This window comes from Turicibacter sp. TJ11, from assembly GCF_021497505.1.
In the GTDB taxonomy this organism is placed as follows: Bacteria; Bacillota_I; Bacilli_A; order MOL361; family Turicibacteraceae; genus Turicibacter.
The window spans coordinates 1,865,396-1,885,900 of sequence record NZ_CP069349.1; the positions used below are offsets into that span (position 1 = coordinate 1,865,396).

15 protein-coding genes and 1 riboswitch are annotated in these 20,505 nt (G+C 33.0%); of the genes, 3 read left to right on the top strand and 12 right to left on the bottom strand.

All coding sequences use genetic code 11. The annotated features are described in order from the left end of the window. Positions 1 to 93: 93 nt before the first annotated feature. The 4 genes from JRC48_RS08980 to JRC48_RS08995 all read right to left on the bottom strand — a co-directional run bounded on the left by JRC48_RS08980 (position 94) and on the right by JRC48_RS08995 (position 5,109). Positions 94 to 1,458: a solute carrier family 23 protein gene (locus JRC48_RS08980; protein ID WP_235069232.1), complete on the bottom strand. Its 1,365-nt coding sequence runs from the start codon at positions 1,456 to 1,458 to the stop codon at positions 94 to 96. A 382-nt stretch (positions 1,459 to 1,840) separates the two neighbouring features. Continuing rightward, the gene (locus tag JRC48_RS08985; RefSeq protein ID WP_235069233.1) at positions 1,841 to 2,482 is read right to left on the bottom strand and encodes an HD domain-containing protein; all 642 of its coding nucleotides are present in this window, start codon (positions 2,480 to 2,482) and stop codon (positions 1,841 to 1,843) included. Positions 2,483 to 2,591: 109 nt separating this feature from the next. Next, positions 2,592 to 3,488: an ROK family protein gene (locus JRC48_RS08990; protein ID WP_235069234.1), complete on the bottom strand. Its 897-nt coding sequence runs from the start codon at positions 3,486 to 3,488 to the stop codon at positions 2,592 to 2,594. Positions 3,489 to 3,696: 208 nt separating this feature from the next. Further along, positions 3,697 to 5,109 (bottom strand): hypothetical protein, encoded by a 1,413-nt coding sequence (locus JRC48_RS08995; protein ID WP_235069235.1) that lies wholly within the window; start codon positions 5,107 to 5,109, stop codon positions 3,697 to 3,699. Positions 5,110 to 5,366: 257 nt separating this feature from the next. Here JRC48_RS08995 and JRC48_RS09000 point away from each other — a divergent pair, with 257 nt between their 5' ends. Beyond that, the gene (locus JRC48_RS09000) at positions 5,367 to 6,158 is read left to right on the top strand and encodes a YidC/Oxa1 family membrane protein insertase (RefSeq protein ID WP_235069236.1); all 792 of its coding nucleotides are present in this window, start codon (positions 5,367 to 5,369) and stop codon (positions 6,156 to 6,158) included. A gap of 267 nt (positions 6,159 to 6,425) precedes the next feature. Here JRC48_RS09000 and JRC48_RS09005 read toward each other — a convergent pair whose 3' ends face one another. Next, positions 6,426 to 7,829, bottom strand: coding sequence for a hypothetical protein (locus JRC48_RS09005; RefSeq protein WP_235069237.1), 1,404 nt, complete (start codon positions 7,827 to 7,829; stop codon positions 6,426 to 6,428). A gap of 238 nt (positions 7,830 to 8,067) precedes the next feature. Then, positions 8,068 to 9,450, bottom strand: a complete 1,383-nt coding sequence (locus JRC48_RS09010; protein ID WP_235069238.1) for a hypothetical protein — start codon at positions 9,448 to 9,450, stop codon at positions 8,068 to 8,070. Between the two features lie 630 nt (positions 9,451 to 10,080). Between JRC48_RS09010 and JRC48_RS09015 the strand changes: the two genes are divergently transcribed. After that, the gene (locus tag JRC48_RS09015) at positions 10,081 to 10,281 is read left to right on the top strand and encodes a cold-shock protein (RefSeq protein ID WP_235069239.1); all 201 of its coding nucleotides are present in this window, start codon (positions 10,081 to 10,083) and stop codon (positions 10,279 to 10,281) included. 223 nt (positions 10,282 to 10,504) lie between these two features. Here JRC48_RS09015 and JRC48_RS09020 read toward each other — a convergent pair whose 3' ends face one another. The 4 genes from JRC48_RS09020 to JRC48_RS09035 all read right to left on the bottom strand — a co-directional run bounded on the left by JRC48_RS09020 (position 10,505) and on the right by JRC48_RS09035 (position 16,699). Continuing rightward, positions 10,505 to 12,262, bottom strand: coding sequence for a 1-deoxy-D-xylulose-5-phosphate synthase (locus JRC48_RS09020; RefSeq protein WP_235069240.1), 1,758 nt, complete (start codon positions 12,260 to 12,262; stop codon positions 10,505 to 10,507). 358 nt (positions 12,263 to 12,620) lie between these two features. Then, the gene (gene guaA / locus JRC48_RS09025; protein ID WP_235069241.1) at positions 12,621 to 14,156 is read right to left on the bottom strand and encodes a glutamine-hydrolyzing GMP synthase; all 1,536 of its coding nucleotides are present in this window, start codon (positions 14,154 to 14,156) and stop codon (positions 12,621 to 12,623) included. A gap of 210 nt (positions 14,157 to 14,366) precedes the next feature. After that, the gene (locus tag JRC48_RS09030) at positions 14,367 to 15,662 is read right to left on the bottom strand and encodes an NCS2 family permease (protein ID WP_235069242.1); all 1,296 of its coding nucleotides are present in this window, start codon (positions 15,660 to 15,662) and stop codon (positions 14,367 to 14,369) included. A gap of 209 nt (positions 15,663 to 15,871) precedes the next feature. Continuing rightward, positions 15,872 to 15,973, bottom strand: a riboswitch (purine riboswitch). 276 nt (positions 15,974 to 16,249) lie between these two features. Beyond that, positions 16,250 to 16,699, bottom strand: coding sequence for an RDD family protein (locus tag JRC48_RS09035; RefSeq protein WP_235069243.1), 450 nt, complete (start codon positions 16,697 to 16,699; stop codon positions 16,250 to 16,252). A gap of 231 nt (positions 16,700 to 16,930) precedes the next feature. Here JRC48_RS09035 and JRC48_RS09040 point away from each other — a divergent pair, with 231 nt between their 5' ends. Beyond that, complete coding sequence (locus tag JRC48_RS09040) at positions 16,931 to 17,971, top strand: M42 family metallopeptidase (RefSeq protein WP_235069244.1); 1,041 nt, start codon at positions 16,931 to 16,933, stop codon at positions 17,969 to 17,971. 34 nt (positions 17,972 to 18,005) lie between these two features. On the opposite strand, the gene dusB is transcribed toward JRC48_RS09040, so the two are convergent. Together dusB and JRC48_RS09050 are read right to left on the bottom strand one after the other, a co-directional pair. Beyond that, positions 18,006 to 19,013: a tRNA dihydrouridine synthase DusB gene (dusB, locus tag JRC48_RS09045; protein ID WP_235069245.1), complete on the bottom strand. Its 1,008-nt coding sequence runs from the start codon at positions 19,011 to 19,013 to the stop codon at positions 18,006 to 18,008. Positions 19,014 to 19,532: 519 nt separating this feature from the next. Next, a complete protein-coding gene (locus tag JRC48_RS09050) occupies positions 19,533 to 20,489 on the bottom strand; it encodes a calcium/sodium antiporter (RefSeq protein ID WP_235069246.1) in 957 nt (318 codons plus the stop codon). Positions 20,490 to 20,505 lie beyond the last annotated feature (16 nt).

Here is a 20,505-nt window from a genome sequence, read left to right on the forward strand (position 1 = left end):
GTATAAAATAACAATTATTTTCCTATTATAACATTTTTTTCATAAAATTTACTTATAAAAAAAATCAGCAAACAAGCTGACTTTTCTAAATGGCTAACTAGCCGTCGTTTGTTTTTTAATCATGATTTCTTTAGAAGTTGAGATGTTTTCATCCATAATTTCTAATTCACATTCAGTTTTTTGAGATCGTAGTCCGTAAGACGCTTCCTTTTCAGGTAAGATTAAGTGTAAAATCACACCAATAATCGCTGATAACGCCATTCCTGATAACGTGATTTGACCAATATTAATCGTTAATCCTCCGATTCCTGTGATTAAAATAACCGATCCAATGATTAAATTACGTTGACGTCCAAAGTCAATCTGATTATTAATCAGTACGCGTACCCCAGAAGAAGCGATAACTCCAAATAACAGAATACTTACGCCTCCCATCACGGCATTTGGAATCGTTTGAACTAAAGCTGTAAACTTTCCAATAAATCCGAGCGTTAAAGCCGTTAGTGCTGCTCCACCAATGACCCAAACAGAAGCAACTTTAGTTAATCCAATGACACCTGTATTTTCGCCATATGTGGTATTAGCAGGTCCACCAATGAATCCAGCTAAGAAGGTTGCGACTCCATCACCAATTAACGTTCGGTGTAATCCAGGATTTTTTGTTAAGTCTCGTCCAATAATTGATCCTAAAACTAAATGATCTCCAATATGTTCTGTGATTGTCACAATGGCTACTGGTACCATAATGGCTGCTACTTCTAAATTAAAAACTGGAGCTGAGTGTAAAAATGCAAAATCAGGCACCGCAAACAAATTTGCTTCATGAACTACACTAAAATCAACCAGTTTAAACATAATAGCTGAAATATATCCCACAACAATTCCACTGAAGATAGGTAACAACTGCAATAAACCTTTCGTATAAGTTGAAACAAGAACCGCTGTTAACAATGTAATTAAAGCAACAACGACATGTTCTGATGCCATATCAACGGCCGTTGCAGCTAAACTTAATCCAATGACCATAATCGTCGGACCAATGACAACCGGTGGTAACAGTTTATTTAACCAGCTTGTCCCAATTAATTTAATGAGTAATGCCATAATCAGATAGACAAGACCTACCATCATTAGCCCGCCCATTACAGCACCATAATTTCCTTGACTAGCAAGCGTCCCATCTTGGTTTAAAGTCGCACCAAGTGCTAACGCTGAAATGATGGGTGAGATATAAGCAAAGGACGAACCTAAATAAACCGGTGATTTCCCTTTTGTTACAAATAAGTAAAAGAATGTTCCAATTCCTGATGAAATCAATGCTAAACTAACTGGCAATCCTGTTAACATAGGCACGAGTACCGTTGATCCAAACATCGCTAACACATGTTGAATGCTTAGTGCCATCCAATGAATTGCTTTTGGTTTTTCATGCACATCTAAAATTAATTTTTTCTCCATTTCTATTCCTCCTCAGATTTACACCTGTATCGTTAGTGGAAAGAACACAAAGTGAATAAAAGGTTAGTTTAGAATCATTTATTTCGTCCAATGAATCTTCGTGGATTTTTACAAGCTTGTTAATCTCGTCTAGTCATCATACAAACGAAAGACTGACTACTTCAGCTTTTTACATAAAAAAATCCTCTTTCAGCAACTTAAGTAGGCCAAAAGAGGATACACGAATTCCATAAAGGAAGATATAGTTCTATTATCTTTTAAACGTGTTCTTCTCAGCCTCACGGGACCGAATTAAAGCTTTCTCAGTTATTATAGATCAATTAGAAAAAAAAGTCAATTTATATTTAAAATCTCTGCAGAATATTCGACAGTAAAATCGATCTTATCCTAGCCCATTCCATTCGTTTAAAAACTGTTCAACAAATTGTTCCATAAATTCATGACGTTTATAAGCGATTTGTTTTGCGGTTTCTGTGTTCATTAACCCTTTTAACTTAAATAATTTTTCATCAAAATGATTAATAACTGTTCCTTTATGATGACGATACGATTTTTCATCTTCAAACTCAATCGGATTAATGGATTCATCATACATTTTTATTCCTTTTGAACCTCCATACATAAACGTTCGCCCAACTCCAATAGCACCAATTGCATCCAATCGATCAGCATCTTGAACAACTTTAGCTTCATGCGTTTGAACCGCTTGACTAGTCCCTCCTTTATAAGAAATGTTTTCTATAATATAGAAGATTTGTTCCAATTCTGTTTGGCTACATCCGATCATTTGTAAAAACATGAGTAATTTGGCTTGTTGCTCACGTACATCGTCAAATAATTTAGGATCAATCACATCATGTACTAACGCCGAGATTAAAATGATGCGTTCATTTCCACCCTCTTGTTTTAAAATGGCTTTTGCATTTTTATACACTCGAAATGCATGATCTAAGCTATGACCACTCGTATCCTCACCTAATTCCTCTTTTAAAAATTCAACAATACGTGGATAGACTTGTTCCATTTGATTCAGTCCTTTCATAGAAGCTAGATTAAAATTATTATATCACCCTCTCTTCAAATCGTCTGTTTGAATTCACTAAACAAAAAAAGGAAGTCATTTAAGACTTCCTTTAAGCTGTATAGGTTAAGTAATGATAAAGCGCTCCAATTAAATTCGAATCATTTCTAAACGTACATGGCACAACGTCTACACTTGGTTTATAGTGTCCAAAATTATCGGCAAAATGATCGAGATTTTTTTTAATGTAATCAATTAATAACGGCTGAGCACTAATTCCTCCACCAATCGCTACACGCTCTGGATCAATCACACATTGAAGATTCACAATTTGTGCAGCAATTTGTTTAGTAAACGCATCCAAAACAGCTAATACCTCTTCATCACCTTCGTTTGCTTTTTCAAAGATAAAATAACCATCCACCTCATCTTTGTTTAATTGTTTAACTTCGGCAACTTTATTTGATAATTGTTTCGCTCCCCCTAGAAATCCCCAAGTATATTCCCCCTCATCTAAATGCTCATTATTTAAACGTAGTGCACTAAATTCACCAGCAAAAGAAGAAGAACCTTTATGAACTTTACGATTAATCACGACTCCTCCGCCGATTCCTGTTCCAAGAACGATCACAATCGCATCATTTACATCTTTTAAACTTCCTCTCCATACTTCTGCTAAAGCAGCACACTTCCCATCATTTTCAATCGTTACTTTAACTGGACAACGTTGTTGAACTAGTTTGACAAATTCGACGTTCGTATTATATCTTAAGAAACCTCCACTATACGTATATCCACGCTTAACATCAATAACACCTGGCATACTAATAGCTATTCCTTCAATTTCCTCTTGATACTGATCATATAAAAAACCAATGACCTCAATTAAATTTTCAATTTTATCGACTGGTGTTTTCACACTACCTTTTTCTAAAATAGTTGCCTCTTCGTCCATTTTTGCATACTTAACTGCACTTCCTCCAATATCTAATACTAGATAATTCTTCATAAAAGTCCCCCTCGCTTAAAATGAATACGTTTACCTAGTCATTATACTACTTAAAACAGGCAAATATTAATACATTTTGTTAGATTTGTATGATATTAACGTTTCCGTTTAATCATAAACTATAAACGTCTTTGAATTAATTCTAAACTCTCATTCTATGACTCATAATTTTTTTGTACACAATATAAAAAACGACTAAACGTCGTTTTTATAAATAGTTATTAATAATTAATAAAATAGAACGATAATTTGAAACTATTTGTTCTTCACCTAATACCGTAATAAAATGTGAAAGAACAGGCTTAGCTTCTTTTAAAATCTCTTTTTGAAGCTGTTCAGGTAAAACACTCGAACAAATATCTTTAACGGCTTCTGATGTCCATTCACTAGGGATTTGATTATGAATGGTGTAAAGTGCTAATAAAAATGTTTGAGCAATCAATTTATAATGCGTTTTTGATGATTCACTGAGTTCACTTAAAGCGTCTTGAAGTTCAAGGGTATTAATAATTTCATCTGAAAACACCATAAGTTTATCAATATCCGTTTCCTCACTTGTAATTAACTTCACTGAATTTGAGTTTGAGTTTTGTAGTTCTTGATAAATGTATTCCGCAAACTCATGTGCACGTGCAGTGTAACGGCCGATTGATAATTTCACATCAATTTGTCGACAAAGATCTTCTAATAAAGCATATGTCTCTTCATCTTCGGCAATAATTTCATAAGGTCTCATTCGAAGTTCAAGAAGTTGTTTTGCAAATTCTGAAACTGTATCTGATAAGTAAAGTGCTGCGGTTTCTTGAATATCTAAATAAAATAATTGCCCCTCCTCAGAATCAACTAATGCGGTAATTAGCATGAAAAAGGGTTGCCCTGAATCAACTTCAACAACAGGGTTAGGGAGATAAAACTGAATAACTTCTAGTGTAATCAATAATTTTGGTAATTTTTTAATCCGATAAGCTAATAAATCATTTTGAAAAGTAGTCTTTTTAAGTTTAGAGGATTTTTTATATAAAGAGGCATCAATAAATTTACCTATCCATCCTTTTTCTTCATCATGATATCTTAGATAATATTGTTGATCATAAATTTCAGGTACTTTAAGCTCTTTCGCTAACTCTAATCGGGCTACAGTCATTGCCTGTTCTAGTGCCTTTGTTAAAAATCGACATTGCCATCCATCCGTTAAGTACCACGAATAAATTCCTGGATGATGATATCTAAATCTTGGGCATTCATTTTTTTCTTTGAATTGATAACCTAAAAAAGCAGCTTGCTCTTCATCATGTTCTGTTAAAGAGTCAGGATTTTGAAAGCTAACAGTCAAACAATTCTTTTTAACTTCTGCTTTCATGAAAATATGGTCCATGTGCGCAATGCTTGCTTTATCGTATAAATAACGATAAGATTCATAGCCAGCCTCTTCTAAATAGACTGATAATGAAAAATGCTCCCCCATCATTCCCATGATACTACAAAACCCATCTATGTCTCTTTCATCATCATGAATGATAAATAATTGAGAGGCATACATCCATTTCCAGGGTTGTAACTTTCGAAATGCAATCGCAGCTTCATACAATTTATGAAGCTCAACATTCGTGGCAATCCCCATTACACATCACCTTCTTTATTTCCATTTTAGACATCTCTACTTAAATAATATGTCGTTACTCATAGAATCATGTTAAATTAAAACATTTTCACATTTAGGATAAATTTCACACATTTTTTATTGAATTAGCCCTTATTTTAACTTATAATACGGGTATTGTAAGTATTTTATATTATGATTCAGTTTATAATATTGTTGACAAGAACTTGATGATTTAACAATATATGAATTAGTATTAGGGGAAAGAAGGAATACAATTGAAAAAGAAATTAAGCCTAGTTTTATGTTTTGTATTTGCAATTGGACTTTTATCAGGATGTGCCATCTCACCAGAACCTATTACGCCTGATACGGCTAATGGACTTTGGGATAAAATCTTTGTTTTACCATTAGCATCATTTATTACATTACTTTATAATTTATTAAATCATAATTTAGGGTTTGCGATTATTTTAGCAACAGCTATTATTCGTGGAGCTTTAATGCCACTTTATTCAAAATCGAATAAATCAATGGCAATTATGCAAGAAATTCAACCTAAAATGCAACGTATTCAAAAGAAATACGAAAATAAAAAAGATCAAGCTTCTCAAATTAAAATGCAACAAGAAATGATGGCTCTTTATAAAGAATATAATTATAATCCGATGACTTCTTGTTTAACACCACTTTTACAAATGCCAGTCTTCTTAGCTTTCTATCAAGCAATTTCTCGTCATCCATTAATTCAAGATGCTGCTGCGGCTGAATTTTTCGGTATTAATTTAGGATCAACTGGAACAGTACCAAACTATATTTTAGCATTTGTCGTTGCTGGATTAACTGTTTATTCTCAACGCTTAATGAACAAAAATATGAAAGCTAATATGAATGGACAAAATAATCAAACAAGCGATATGATGATGAAAGTTATGACTTATTATTTCCCATTCGCAATGTTCTCAATTACAATTGGAACACCATTTGCCTTTGGTTTATACTTCTTAACAGGTTCAATCATGACGATCATCCAATCATTTATCTTTAAACGTCCAGCTACTAAAAAATAAAGTTATTAAAAAAACTACTTCTTAAGAAGTAGTTTTTTTTCATCTATATAGAAACAGAAATGTATTTCATCATTGCATGTCAGTCTTAGTTGAACAATTACTTTAATACTGAGGCAGACTATCGTCCAGGGGTCACCTACCATGCGCAGCATGTCTCCTCCTTTGGTAGGGCACAGGTCACCTATCATTTTCTAGGAAAATATATCTACCGTTAGTAGGGCTTAAAAGTTTTCCGATATGAAAAACTTATCTGGACTTATATATTTATTAAATATAAATTTGAGAAACACAATTTTGAAGGTGAATGTAGTGGGGAATTAACTGTGCCTCACCAACAACTCCTAAATAATGACTTAAAATATCTGGAACTAACTTTAACTCCTCTTTCGTTAATAAGCTTGGTAATATTTCTTTACAAGCATACTCAACATTTTCAATACTCCAATGATCAGGAAACTCTTGAAAGTGACCGAGCATGACTACATGAAATAATTCAACGATGTTGGCAAATTGTTGTTTGACAGGACGTGATAAATGTCGACTAAGACTATCACAGCTTAAGATATTTTGACAAATCTCTTGAGTTGTTTCTAATAGTGTATCGATACTTTTTTCTTCATCAAATTCGAAGCACTCATCTAATTCACGTTCTATATTTAGTAAATCCGTAACAAACTCATTCGCTGCTTCTAGTCTAGAAACTTTTTTCAGAGGAATTTTAGTTTTTAACGAAAAATCTTTAAAATGTTTCATTACAGGCTCACAATCTGTGATTAAGCATCGAGGTTTAAATTCTAATTCTTTTAACAAAGTGTTGGCAAATTGGACTACAATTTCTTCTTGACTCTCTAAACTCGGATTTGACATCTCTGCAAACACTAACTGTTTCGATTCTTGTTCTACAACCGCAGTAATCATTGGATAGTAAGGTCTTGATTGATCTTTTTCTTCAACGGGACTTGGCATTAAAAATTGAGTAATTTCAAATACCATATCTGTTGCTGGAAGTTTTGAAATTCGATAAGCTGCCAGTTCATTGCCATAATACGCTCCAGTTTCATCTAACTGTTGTAAAAAAACAGATAACGATATTTTTAATGTCTTCCACGTTTTATCTGGCGTTTGTACTCTTAGTAGAACTTGATCAGCTTCTAACATAAAAGAAGGCGTATTTTTAACTAATAATGATAATTCTTTAACTTGTTTTAAAGCTTCCTTTAAAAATCGACATTGCCACCCGCCATTTAAATTAACTGGTAAAAATCCTGAAAGACAGTCTTTAAACTTTGGAAATAACTCTCCTTCATAATCATGAGATTTTAATTCTTTCATCCTCTGTTCATCTTCTATGTTTAACTGTGTTTTAGATTGAAACCTCACTGATAGACATGTCTCTTGACATAAAAACTCACTAAACCGTTCATCATCAATCACCAACTGTCTTGAATCAAGCATTTTTAAATATTGATCTAGACCATCTATCCCAAGATAAACCTTTAATCCTTTTTCATGTGCTTGTTTTCCCATCACACAACAAAATCCCATAAGATGTGTTTCAGGATCTTCTACAATAAATAATTGATATTCACTCATCCATTCCCAAGGCTTTATTTTCTCAACTTCACTAGCTGCTTCGTATAGTTCATTTAACTCTAATCCCGTTGCCTTCAAGGTCATCGCTCCCTTTAACTAATTTCTTTTATTATGGGATGTTATGGTAAAATTTACACAAGATATCACTATTATTGTTATAAAATCATAAAACACTTTCAAATTAAATGTATTCGCTTGTTTAATAATCTTGGCTTCTATTCGTTCTATAAATCAAAAATAAGATTAGTCTGTCATCATTTTGAGGATGAATTAAAATCATTAAATACAAAAAGATGATCCGTAGAATCATCTTTTTTTAGTAATAATATTTAGCTAAAACATGAGTTAAGACAAAGGCATTTTTAAATAAGCCTAGTTCTTGCTGACACTTTAAATAAGATTTTATTGAAGATACTAAATAAGGTTGATACTCTTTTTTAACGCTATCTTCTAATAACTTCGATTGTAATAGAGATTCAAATCCGTCTTTACTCCAACTTCCCGGTAGTTCATTAAATTCTTTGTACATGAATAAAACTGAATAAATCCAAATATCTTTTAATGCGGCTTTCTCTATTGTGCTTAGTGTGTCGCCTAATTCCGTTTCAAGCATGACCTGATAAGCTTGCTCTGCTGCTTCTATCAATTGTAATAAAACTTGTTCTTCTCCTTCTAGTTGTCCTATTTGATTTCCTATAAATGAAAACATAAATTTTTCAGATGCTCGAGTTGGACCTATGTGACAATCAATATCTACTCTTTCACAAAAATCACTAATTAGATCAAAAATTCTTTCATCCGACACAATCATTTCACACGGTCTGGCCTTTAATTGATCAATTAATAATTGTGCTAAACGGTCACTCGTTTGTTCTAACTCTCCTTTTGTTGATTGAGATAATTCAGCTAAATAAACTTCTCCTGTTTGTTGGTCAACAAATGTAGTCATGAGAGGAAAAACTTCGCGTTGAGTTATTTCATCCCAAAATGGCTTATTTACATAAAATTGGTGTCCTTCAAGAATCATCATTTGTTTAGGTAATTTCTTCACACGATGAGCTTTAAGTTCATTTGAATAAATAAATCTATTTTCCTCAATCAGTAAATCATCTTTATCCACATACTCAATTTGCCAAATTCCGTCACGATAACTCGACATCAAATAACAAGTGGCAGGACATTCAATCGTCCCACTATCAATCTCTATTAAAATTTGTTGCAATCGTCTTAAATAAGTAGTTAATAACATAATATCTGACTTTGATTCTAGCAACCATGGTCTTGACCCAGAAAATAATCGTCTAATCACGGGCCAATGACTTTTCCCTTTAAAGCTTATTCCAACTGACTGAATGTGCTCATAATCTTCAATAAACAATTCATCCTTACTACCATACACGATTTTAAAGCCTTCTTGATTGAGAATTGATTTAGTAAAGTCCATATCCTCTAAGTCTTCAATATCAAAATTTAATGATTGGAAGTAAGCAACTAGTGCTTGTTGACCGGTTAAGATAGATAAACTGAGTGTACCATCTAATTGATCTTCTTCAATGATGCAATAACCTAGTTCCTTTGTTAATGGATCTTTAATAATGATAATCTCTTCGCATCTATGGAACTCCCACGGATTTAATTTTCTTAAATCTTTACACGCTTCATATAGCTCTTTCCATAACTCTAAATGATTTGGGATCATGTTTGTTCTCCTTCTCACATCTTTTCTTTATTATAGTTTTTTTTCAATAAATCTAACGTTGATCCATTAAAAATATAAAAAGTTATCAATAAAATATAGTCTCACTATGATATATTCTCCAAAAACAACAGATAATCTTTAGTGATTTTGTTATCATTTTTAAATTAAAAATATTAGACAATAATTTAGTTCTAGTCTGTCTAAAAATCTAAATTTGAATTAGATTTAATAGAAAGCAAACCAATTTTAAAACCTCATGAACGACTCATAAAGATTAATAAGGATATATTTTAAGTAACTGTTTACGACTAGAGCCAATTTTTGACGAGTTTTTTAGATGATTAAACGAAATGATGTGAATACTTTTGACTAAATATCAATACGCTTCTAAATTAGAGCTGATGAATAAAATCGTCAAGGAATCATTAAAAAAGATAATTTTTTAAAAAACTATTGACTCTCTAATCTAAATGTAGTATTATAGTTATATACATTATTGTTTATAAATTTTAAAGATCATGGTTTCACATGTTATTAGAGATTATATACAAGCTAAATGTAATCTGTAATAATACGTGAAATTTTTTTTACCTTCATTACAGAAATAAAACATATCAGGAGGTAGTTATGATGACTACAGGTACAGTTAAATGGTTTAATTCAGAAAAAGGTTTCGGATTCATCACGGAAGACGGAGGAAACGATGTATTCGCTCACTTCTCAGCAATCGCTGGAGAGGGATTCAAATCGTTAGAAGAAGGACAAAAGGTTTCTTTTAACATCGTTGAAGGAGCTCGTGGAGCACAAGCGAGTAATATCGTTACATTATAATTTTTTTAAAATCAAAAGAAGGGATAACCTTTCTTTTTTTTAGTTTCAGTTAATTTTTGATTAACTGAAACTTCATCAAAAACTCGAAGTGAAAATCAGAAGGATAAAAAATCAAAAAAAGTTTTGATTATTAAACAAGTATAAAGTTAATGCTTTTATTAAATATCAAACTTCTTCTAAAATAGCAACTATAAAAAAGAGAGGCATCACCTCTCTTTTAAAATCAATCTAAATGTTTCTTAATATCTTCTACTATCAAATCTACTCGTAATCGATAACGTTCATATAATTCATCCACATTCACACGATCCGTAAACTCTTTATTAGCTCCATAATTTAAAACTCTCATTGATTTATCAGCATAGAATCTTGAAATTTTTTCTCCAAATCCACCATCAAGTATGCCATCTTCTAATGTGATAACTAATTGATGATCGACTAATAAGTTAGTAAGTAATGATTCATCAATACCGCTAGCAAAACGTGGATTAATTAATGTTGCATCTAATCCTATCTGATCCTTTACCGTTTTTAAAACTTTTTCTCCTAGTTGATAAAATGAACCTAGTGCTAAAATAGCTACTTTATACCCTTTTTCTACTAGTTGATATTGATTAATATCATCAAATGGAGGCTTAATTGATTCAGTAGTTGATACCACTCGATTTGGAACTCTAATCACAACAGGATGTTCATTTTGTTCTAGTCCCCAATCCACCATCGCTAAATACTCTTCTTTTGTTGTCGGAGCAAGGTAGACAATGTTTGGAATATTTGAAACAAGTGAAATATCAAATACACCTAAATGAGTCACATCTGTTCCAGAAATTCCTCCATTAAAGATTAAAATGACTGCTGGATGATTATTAATCGCTAAATCTTGAGATAATTGATCATAGGTTCGTTGAATAAATGAACTATGAAAACCAACCACAGGTTTCATTCCTTGTGAAGCTAATCCTGAAGCGAGAGCAATCGCATGTTCTTCAGCGATTCCAACATCTATCAATTGATCTCCGTACCCTTCCCTAACGTGACTAGGTCCAAAAATTCCCGGAGTTCCTGCTGTAATTGCCACTACTTTAGCATCCAATTTTGCTTTCTCAATCAAAAATTTACTCGTGATTTGTACATAATTTTCTGAGGAAGGCTTATGAAGTAGTTCGCCACTTTCTAAATCAAATGGACCAGTATAGTGAAAAGCTTCTTTATTTATTTCTGCTGGCTTATAACCTTTTCCCTTTACAGTTGACATATGAATGACAACAGGATGGTTCGTATCCTTTACTTTTGAAAAAACATCAATTAACGCGACAAGATCATGACCGTCTTCAATATAGTGATAATCAAATCCTAATGCTTTGAAAAAATTCGTTTCACATTCACCTTTACTTCGGCGAAGTTCGGCTAAATTCTGATAAAGTCCTCCATAATTAACTGAAATCGACATCTCATTATCATTTACTAAAATAATCATATTTTTACCAGAAGCTGCAGCATTATTTAACCCTTCGTATGCTTCTCCTCCGCTTAACGATCCATCTCCAATGACTGCAATAATATTTTCTTTAGTTCCTTTAATATCACGAGCCTTAGCTAATCCACAAGCTAAACTAATTGACGTCGATGTATGACCAATCGTAAAAAAATCATGTTCACTTTCTTTCGGTGAGGTGTATCCTGTAATTGATCGATACTGGTCTGGATCAATGAATCCATGTTTACGTCCCGTTAAAATTTTATGTGGATAACATTGGTGAGACACATCATAGACAATTTTATCCACAGGTGAATTAAAGACATAATGTAAAGCAATAGTTGCTTCCACCATTCCAAGATTAGGACCAAAATGCCCTCCTACTTGACTCACTTTATTAATAATAACTTCTCTTATTTCATCAGCTAATACGATTAACTCATCTTGAGTCAATTTTTTTAAATCTTCAGGTGAATTAACTTTATTTAAAACATTCATCCCCATTCAAACCTCCTCCTAAATTTTTATTAAGTGACTAACTTCATTTATTTTAATTCCTATACTTTAGTATATCTGTTAAAGTAAACTCTAATACAAGCTCAAAGTTTAACAGCTTTTGTTTAATAATGTCGAAAACTTTCTTACTAACTTTTAGTGAACATTATTTCTTCTTTAAGACATAGTATATCACTTTTTCATGAGAACAAGTGCTTCTTAAAAACAGAAAATGACTAATCACAAAAATGAACTCAAGAAAAACTAATGACATTTTATATTTCATCATATGTTATCCTTTGTTTTTAAAAAAATCTATCTTAAATAAAAAATCTTAGTCATAAATCGACTAAGATCTTTTTATTTACTATTCCCACTCGATAGTTGCAGGCGGTTTTGATGTAATATCATACACGACGCGATTAACGTGTGGAACTTCATTGACGATGCGAACTGAAATTTTCTCTAATACTTCAAATGGGATACGCGCCCAATCAGAAGTCATTCCATCGATAGACGTTACAGCACGAACAACGACTGTGTAATCATACGTACGCTCATCCCCCATAACCCCTACTGATTTGATGTTTGGTAATGCAGTGAAGTATTGCCATACATCACGCTCAAGTCCAGCTTTTTTAATTTCTTCACGTAAGATGAAATCAGATTCACGAACAATGTGTAATTTTTCTTCTGTGACTTCACCAAGTACACGAATTCCAAGTCCTGGTCCTGGGAATGGTTGACGGAAGACGATTTCTTCAGGTAATCCAAGTTCTAATCCTAATTGACGAACTTCGTCTTTGAATAATGTATTTAATGGCTCGATTAATTCGAACTCCATATCTTCTGGTAATCCACCTACGTTGTGGTGAGATTTAATGGTTTGAGCTGTATCAGTCCCAGACTCAATAATATCTGTATAAAGTGTTCCTTGTGCTAAGAACTTCATGTCTTTTAACTTAGATGATTCTTCATCAAAGCAGTAAACGAATTCGTTTCCGATAATTTTACGTTTTTGTTCTGGATCAGAAACTCCTTTTAATTTACTTAAGAAGCGTTCTTGTGCATCAATTTTGATGAAGTTCATATTGAATTTTCCATCAAAAGTTTCAACAACACTTTCTGCTTCTCCTTTACGAAGTAATCCATGATCAACGAACATACATGTTAATTGATCTCCAATGGCACGGTGAATTAAAGCAGCAACAACTGATGAATCGACTCCTCCACTTAACGCACATAATACGTTATCGTTTCCTACTTGTGCACGGATTTTTTCTACTTGATCTTCAATGAAGTTTTTCATTGACCAGTTCGCCTCAGCTTGACATACGTTGAAGATAAAGTTACGTAATAATTCTGTACCATGTACTGAGTGTTGGACTTCAGGATGGAATTGAACTAAATAGATATTACGTTCTTCACAAGATGCTGCCGCAACTGGGCAAGATTCACTACTTGCATCTACAACAAATCCTTCAGGTAATTTTGTTACATGATATCCATGACTCATCCATACGACTTGTTCTTCTGGTGTTCCTTCGAATAACTTACTATTATTTTTAATTTTAATTTCAGCTTTTCCATATTCACGTTGCTCTGCACGCTCAACTGTTCCACCATGCATATGAGTTGTTAATTGCATCCCATAGCAGATTCCTAGGATCGGTAATCCTAAATTAAAAATTTCAGGATCTACGGTAAATGCCCCTTCTTGTGTAACACTATTTGGGCTTCCACTGAAGATAATTCCTTTTACATTAGACATTTTTTTGATTTCTTCGGCCTTTAACTTATGCGATTTTAATTCGCTGTACACTCCAAATTCACGAATACGTCGTGCGATTAATTGATTGTACTGACTTCCAAAGTCAAGAACAATAACTTGATCGTGATGCATGTCTTTCACCTCTTTTTACTAGTATGACTTTTGCAACAAGAAATTATAGGAATCTACTAAAATTTCCCTTATAGCGATTATATATTAAAAAATGAACGTTTGTCATTAATATTATGACAAAATGTTCATTTTTCAAACTAATTATGACACGATAATCATTTCAGATATTATTTAAATACTGAACGAAACGATTAGCTTTAAACTACAAAATTAAAGAAATAAGAAATGAGCTAAGAAGATAACGGCTAAGAACCACATGACTGGATGAACTTCTTTATGGCGACGTGCTGCAACCATCATAATTGCATATAGCAAGAATCCTGCTGCAATACCTTCTGCGATTGAATATCCTAATACCATCATGATAATCGTAATAAAGGCTGGAATTGAAGTCTCTAAATTCTTCCACTCAATGTCTCCTAAAGAAGATGCCATTAAGATTCCAACAGTAATTAAAGCTGGCGCTGTCACTGCTGATGTCACAACTGATAATAATCCTGAACAGAATAACATGAATAAGAAACATACAGCTGTAAATACTGATGCTAATCCTGTACGTCCTCCAGCTTCAACTCCAGTTAAAGACTCAACAAAAGAAGTTGTTGAAGATGTTCCTAATACTGAACCAATAACTGTCGCTGTTGAGTCTGCTAATAAAGCACGATCTCCATCAACTAAGTGACCTTTATCATCAACAAGTCCTGCTCGAGAACCAACAGCCATTAATGTTCCAGCCGTATCAAAGAAATCAACAAATAAGAAAGAGAAAATAACTGGAATCATTTTAGCTGTGAAAACAGTTGGTAATGCTTCAAATAATGCTCCAAACGTTGGTTTTAAAGATGGAATTGGTGCGAAAATACTTTCTGGTAAACTAACAACACCTAAAAACATTCCAACAACTGCTGTCGCTATCATTCCAATAAAAATAGCAGCCGGTGTTTTTCGAACTAATAAAATTAACGTAATAACTAAACCAATAAGTGCGACTAGTACATTTGGATCAGTAAAATCTCCAACTGCAACTAATGTTGCATCATTATTCACAATAATTCCAGCATTTTGGAATCCAATAAAAGCAATAAAAAATCCAATTCCTGTTCCTACAGCATGTTTTAATACAGGTGGAATACTGTTAATAATTAACTCACGTAATCCTGTAATTGATAAAAGAATGAATAAAATTCCGGAAATAAAGATTCCAGCTAACGCTTGTTGCCAGCTATACCCCATAACTAAAACAACAGTGTATGCAAAGAACGCATTCATCCCCATCCCTGGTGCTAAAGCAACTGGAAAGTTTGCATATAACCCCATAATTAATGTTCCAATCGCTGCAGCCAAAATAGTAGCGGTGAATACTGCCCCCGTGTCCATTCCCGCTACTCCAAGTGTATCGGGATTAACAAAAATAATATATGCCATCGATAAAAAGGTTGTTAATCCTGCGATCAATTCTTTTGAAACCGTTGTACCACGCTCTTCTAGTTTGAAGAATTTATTCATATAGATGACTCCTCCTAATTATTCATTCCTCTCTCACGTTTGTTCAAACGATTGAAAAGATGATGATCTATCTAAATTCCTACTCCAAATAGTTAGATAAAATGGCCTTCTCATCATCCTCACAATCATCTAAACAAAAAGGGACTTTCAGTCCATCATACTGAAAGTCCCTACATTGGCATCAATAAACGATGTAAGCCCTGGCCTGCTTACATCATATTGCCACCCGTAGTCTACTCATTTACGGTGAGTAGGTAGAGACTTTCGGACCATATTTCCGATGATATACGAGAGAAAAGATTAAATTTACTACTTAACTATAAATTCATTTTATGAAAATGTCAATGTCATTTACACAAATTATCTACAAAAATTGGATATTTTTTAAAAGAAATGAAAATTATTAATTTATTTTTCATAAAACAGATCTTATTTTATATCACAAATCGACCCTATCTCAGACAAAATGACATAAAAAAGCTCGTTTATTTTTTTACGAGCTTTTAAAATCATCAATTATGAAAAATTAATGTTAATTGTAATGAGTAACAATATCAAGATGAGAATCATCACGAAATTATTTATCTTTATTTAGTGAGGACGACTTTCGTTTTGACAATCATATCTTGTAACGCCTTTAACTCTTGTTTACGAATTAACTGATATGTTAATAAAATGAGATTGAATAACACAGCAAAACCTGACGTCATCGATGACAGTAAGAATTTTAATAAAAAGTCACGCTGAAAATATTGTTTAATGGTTAACTCTTTTCCATCTTGTGTGACCTCTTTAATTTTTAAAAGTTTTTTCCCTATCGTTTGTCCTGGCCATTTAATTGGAATATAAATAAAATAAATGATTACATAAAATAACTGTAAGGCTAACATCATGATCATTTCAACTAAATTCATTGAATTTCCAATCTCTAAATTGAGTGATGTGACCATAAACATGAAATTTCCAAAGAAAATTAAAATTAAGATCATCATATCTACTAAAAAGGCCATGATACGTCTTAAAAAAATATCAAACATTTTTTACTTCTTCCTTTCCATTCCTCATCAGATCCACTTTTAGATTAATCATTAACTACTTTTTCATTATACATGAGATAAGAAAGCGTGTAAATTATCGCTAGTTCACTTCATCTTTCCTTTGTCTTTTCTTTGCTTACCTAGTGTAATTCTTCCATATTATAGTATAATACTTTTAATAGTGAAATCGATGTAGCTATTAAGAAAATCAAAATGGAAAAGGGGATTTTTATGTTATTTAATGAATCATATTTTTATGAATTAGCAAAAGATATTTTAACGACACCAAGCCCAAGTGGCTATACACATCAAGTGATTGAAAAAGTAAAAGCATACGCAGATGATTTAGGTTTGAAAAGTACCAAAACGAACAAAGGAAATCTGATTGTTGAGATTGAAGGGATCGATACTAGCAAAACATTAGCTCTATCTGCACACGTCGATACACTTGGATTAATGGTTCGTTCAATTAATAGCGATGGATCGATCAATATCACAACGGTCGGTGGAAACCAAATGCCAACATTACAAGGGGAATATTGTTGTGTTCATACGCGTGATCAAAAAGCATATACGGGAACGATTTTAAGTGTCTCACCCTCTTCACATGTTTATCCTGATTGCCGTCAAAAAGGCCAAACAGAAGACGAACTAGTGATTCGATTAGATGAAATTATTCATAGTAAAGAAGATGTCTTAGCACTTGGGATTCAAAATGGCGATTTTATTTCTATTGATCCTAAAACAACCATCACGGAAAATGGATTTATTAAATCTCGTCATATTGATGATAAAATCAGTGTTTCTATTATCTTTACTGTTTTTAAATACTTACTAGAGCAAAATCAAAAACCTCAGCATAACGTAAAATTCATTATTTCAACTTACGAAGAAGTCGGTCATGGATCAGCACATCTTCCATGTCACATTGATCGTATGATTGCCATCGATATGGGTTGTATTGGTAAAGATTTATCGTGTACTGAATTTGATGTTTCAATCTGTGCCAAAGATTCAATGAGTCCATATGATTATGACATGACTTCTGAATTAATTAATTTAGCTAAAAAACACAAACTAAACTATGCCGTTGATATTTATCCATTTTATAGTTCAGATGCTTCGGCTGCTCTTCGTGCTGGGCATGATATTAAGGCTGCCTTAATTGGCCCTGGTGTTCATGCATCACATGGGGTGGAACGCACACATATTGAAGGATGTAAAAATACAATGAAACTCATTTATGCTTATCTAACAGAAGTAACATTTTAATTCATAATAAAAAGGAGCTTAACGCTCCTTTTTATTATTCCATCACTAAACGTGCTGACTTATCTCTATTTAAATAAGCTTGATAACGATTAATAATATCCATCATTTCTTCACGTGTTTTTACTGTCGTTATCATACGCTTAACATGAGTTGCTCCCTCTAATCCTTTGATGTACCAAGCCATATGTGATCGCATCTCTAGTAAGGCAACTTTTTCACATTTTAAATCGATTAAACGATCCATATGATCAACTGCTAATCGTAATTTTTCTTCTGCTGTCGGTTCACCAATTAACTCATCTGTTTTTAAATAATGAACGATTTGTTTCATTAACCACGGATTACCTAAAGCAGCACGACCAATCATAATTCCATCGACACCTGATTCTTCTAAAACCTTTTTCGCAAATTCAGGTGAAGTGATATCTCCATTTCCAATGACAGGAATAGTTTTAATAGCGTCTTTAACATCTTTAATAATGCCCCAATCCGCTTTACCTTCATACATTTGGGAACGAGTACGCCCGTGAACTGCAATAGCGCTTGCGCCTGCTTGCTCAACTTTAAGTGCATTTTCTACTACATAAATATGCTCTTTGTCCCAACCCGTACGCATTTTAACAGTAACAGGTTTTTTACAAACATCTACAACACTTGCAACAATGTCATAAATCTTATCTGGCTCTAATAATAAACGAGCTCCCGCTTCATTTTTCGTTACTTTTGGAACCGGACATCCCATATTAATATCAATAATATCACAATCACAGTTCGCATCTACATACTTTGCAGCCTCAACAAATGTTTCCTTATCAGCACCAAAAATTTGCATTGATAATGGACGTTCAGCTGGATCAACATAAAGCATATCTAATGTTTTTTTGTTTTGATATACAACTGCTTTATCACTAACCATTTCAGCATAAATTAATCCTGTTCCCATTTCCTTAACAATTGTTCGGAAGGCTGCATTACAAACACCAGCCATTGGCGCTAAAACAACAGGATTATCAATCTCAATCTCACGAATTTTAAAGCTCATCGTTTCACCACTTTCCTTTTAATGTTCACCTATATATAAAACAACCTCTGCCTTTATCTCAATATACTACCTAATTCGTGTCATCCCGTATGAGAAGACGACTGAATCAAGTACCAATCACCAATAAAGTGATAAATCAAAGTTTTTAACCATGTCATCATCTGCTACGAACTTATCTATTATAGGCGAAATCTATTTCATATTTCCAGAATCATCCTAATATTAGAACAAACTAGAATTAAGATAAGTATTTTAGCTCATTAAACTATATATCAATTAAACTTATTTCGACATCAAATCTCAAATCATCATTATACCTTATACCCTTTAAAACTTCAAGTTAAGCGATCATCTACATCATAAAGATATTGCCTCGGTAATATTTTAATTTGGGTAAACATGATTCATTCCTATCTCTTTGACTTGTGTATCATTACTTCTTATTACTAAATCATCCTATCGTGGCGAACTTCTCTATAAAAGATTCGATGAAATAAAAAAAGAGAGATGATTTCTCTCTTATCCTTTCCAAATAACAAATGCCATATAAGCAACATATAAAAGTATTAAAAATGCACCTTCTGGTTTATTAATTTTACGTTTTGAAGCGGCAAATCCATAAGTAATGAGTGATGCTGCTAACATAATAAACATATCAAAGAAGACAGCTGTGTTAATCGTAATTTCATGAATAAATGCTGAAATTCCTAAGACAAAGAAGATATTGAAGATATTTGATCCGATGACGTTTCCAAGAGCAATGTCACTTTCACCTTTACGTGCTGCCATAATTGATGTCACTAATTCAGGTAATGACGTTCCCACTGCAACAATCGTTAAACCAACCATACTTTGACTCATTCCAAAAGTTAAAGCAATATCAGACGCAGCATCAACAACCCAGTCGCCACCAAGTACGATGCCAACAATCCCAATTAAACAAAGACCAATACTTTTTGGCATTGAATAAACTTTAATTTCTTCTTCCTCTTCCACACCATTTTTTCTTGAAGTTAGGGCTAATTCAATTAAATAATACATAAATATAGCCATTAACACTAATAGCATAATTCCATCTGCACGCGTTAGCACGTTATCTGGGTAGTTATGATATTTTGAGTCATAACCTAGGATAATTAAAACAAAAGCTCCCATAATGGCAAACGGAAACTCTTTAGCAATAATTGATCGCTTAACATTTAAAGGCGAGATAAAGGCAGCTACTCCTACTACCACCAATAAATTAAAGATATTCGATCCTACAACGTTACCAACCGTAATATCATTTGCTCCAGCAAATGCTCCAGTAATACTTACTGCTGCTTCTGGAGCGCTTGTTCCAAATGCTACAATGGTTAAACCTATAATTAAACTCGGAATTTTTAATGATTTTGCGATAGAAGAAGCTCCATCGACAAACAAATCAGCACCTTTAATAAGTAAAATAAAACCAATTACTAAAATAATATAACTCACTAAGATCACATCCTTT